The organism is Candidatus Dormiibacterota bacterium (assembly GCA_036495095.1).
Classification (GTDB): Bacteria; Chloroflexota; Dormibacteria; order Aeolococcales; family Aeolococcaceae; genus CF-96.
In genome coordinates this window covers 1-2,203 of the sequence record DASXNK010000212.1, presented here as the reverse complement: position 1 = coordinate 2,203, position 2,203 = coordinate 1, and the positions used below count along the sequence as shown (strand labels likewise).

The following is a 2,203-nucleotide window of genomic DNA, read 5'->3' as shown; positions in this document are numbered from 1 at the left end:
GAGAGGGGACACCTGCTCGCCGCCGGGGGTTCACCCCGTTCCTGAAGAGACCCCAGTTGCGTGGCACCACTACGTCTGGTGGCGCGAATCGCGCCGGGGCTACTCCTCGCCGGAGAACCGCTCCCACGCGGACTGGCGGGTGATCTGGAGCGCGGCGCCGATGCGCGCCCAGGTCACCCTCCGCTCGCGCAAGAGGGTGACCAGCCGCTGGAGGCTCGCCTCGGTCTGCGCGCCGACCGCGGCGATGCGGGGAAGCAGGTCCAGGATCTGCTCGTCGGTCATGGTTTCATCCCAGGCGGGCAGTTGCGTCCCCGGCTCGGACGGCTTCTGCTGCTCGTCCCGGAGGATGTCCCCGCACAGCCCGACGCACTCGTCACGGCTCGTCCTGGGGATGGAGGTGGCCGTCGGTGAGGTGGAGGACCTGGTCGCAGCGTTCGGCGATGTCGGAGTCGTGGGTGGCGATGACGACGATGCCTCCGCGGCGTGCGACGGCGAGAATGAGCTCGAGCGCTTGCTGTTTGGCCGTGTGGTCGAGTTCGGCGGCGAATTCGTCGGCGAGCAGGATGTCGGGTTCGCCGATGAGGGCGCGCGCGATGGCGACGCGTTGCTGCTGGCCCCCGGACAGTTCCTCGACGAGGTGGTCGGCGTTGCGGCTGAGTCCGAGGCGCTCGAGCATGTCTGCCGTGTTGCGACGTATGTCGGCTCGGGTGAGTCCGCCGGCGGCGAGGCGTGGCTGGAGCGCGATTTCGATGTTTTCCGCGGCGGTGAGCAGGTTGGCCAGACCGAAGGCCTGCAGGACGAACCCGAGTCGGGCGGTGGGTGGATGGCGGCGGACGGTGCCCGCGTCGGGACGCTCGAGGCCGCCGAGGAGCGCGAGGAGGCTGGATTTGCCGCTGCCGGACGGGCCGGTGACGGCGATGACCTGGCCGGGTGGCGCCAGGAGCGAGACGTGATCGAGCAGGGTGCGCCCGGCGCGGTGGTAGCAGACGTCGGTGGCGACCAGGGGGCCTAGTGGTGGCTCCCGGGTGCCCAGCGCCGGGGCTGTGCCCTCCGGGGGTCGGGTGTGGGGTCCGGTCATGCCGCGGTGTCTTCGGTGATACGGCCTTCGTGCAGCTGGATGGTGCGGTCGAGGCCGATGGCGACTAGTGGGTCGTGGGTGACGACGATGACCGTGGCTGCCAGGTGTGTGCTGATGTGGCGGAGGAGTTCGACGACACGGTCGCGGTTCGCGGCGTCGAGCTGGCTTGTGGGTTCGTCGGCGATCAGCACGCCGGGACGGTTGGCCGCGGCTACGGCGAGGGCGATGCGTTGGCGCTCGCCGCCACTGAGATGATCGACGGGGATGCCGGCCAGCTGGGCCAGCCCAAGTTCGTCGAGCAGCTGCTCGGGGTCGGGAAGCTGGGTTTGACGGCGGTAGCTGCGCGGACCACGCTGGGCGAAGCGGATGTTGTCGACTGCGTCGGCGTATGGGAGCAGGTTGCGACTCGGGTTCTGCATTGCGACGCCGACCTGCTCGGCGCGGATCCGCAGTAGCGCGGTCTCGGGCAGCCTGCTGATCTCCTCCTGGCCGAGGTAGACGCGGCCGGAGGTGGGCCGCTGCAGCCCGGCAAGGAGGGTGACCAGGGTGGATTTGCCGGACCCGGACGGTCCGATGATCGCGTTGCTGCTGCCGGGAGCGAGGAATAGGTCGATGGCGTCTAGCGCGATCAGCTGCTCGCCGGCGACCTGATAGACGTGCCGGAGTTGCTGGCAGCGCACCCGCTGTGCGTTCATTCCTCCGCCTCGCGAAGTCGGGTGGGGACGGCCGCGTGCAGCACGGCCGCGGCGGCGACCAGCCCGGTGAGAACCACCAGGACGACGAACGCAGCGGCGAACGTGACCAGCGGGACAGTGGGGAGCTGGTAATGCAGGACGATTGGGGTGGTGTCGGCGAACTGGGGGATGACCGGCAGTGCGAGGCGAGCGGCGAGGGCTCCGGCCGGCAGCCCCAGGATGACGGCGGCGCCGAGAAGCATCACCTGCTCGATCACCGCGCCGCGATACAACGCGCGGCGGGGTACCCCGACCAGCCGCAGGGCGGCGGTCTCGTGGGAGCGTCGCCTGGCGCTGGCGGTGATTGCGATGGCGGTGCCGCCGACTGCGACTACCGAGCCGATGATCGCGCACGCCAGCAGCAGGAACAGCGACAGCGCGGGCGCCTGCC

The 2,203-nt window shown here is 70.4% G+C and carries 4 protein-coding genes; all 4 read right to left on the bottom strand.

Annotated elements, in window-relative coordinates:
- Positions 1-99: 99 nt before the first annotated feature.
- Positions 100-282: a hypothetical protein gene (locus VGL20_22010; GenBank protein HEY2706368.1), complete on the bottom strand. Its 183-nt coding sequence runs from the start codon at positions 280-282 to the stop codon at positions 100-102.
- Positions 283-373: 91 nt separating this feature from the next.
- Positions 374-1,078, bottom strand: coding sequence for an ATP-binding cassette domain-containing protein (locus VGL20_22005; GenBank protein HEY2706367.1), 705 nt, complete (start codon positions 1,076-1,078; stop codon positions 374-376).
- Positions 1,075-1,773: an ATP-binding cassette domain-containing protein gene (locus VGL20_22000; protein HEY2706366.1), complete on the bottom strand. Its 699-nt coding sequence runs from the start codon at positions 1,771-1,773 to the stop codon at positions 1,075-1,077. The genes VGL20_22005 and VGL20_22000 overlap by 4 nt, the downstream gene beginning before the upstream one ends.
- The coding region (locus tag VGL20_21995; GenBank protein ID HEY2706365.1) for an FtsX-like permease family protein at positions 1,770-2,203 on the bottom strand (434 nt) is incomplete at its 5' end. The genes VGL20_22000 and VGL20_21995, both read right to left, overlap by 4 nt.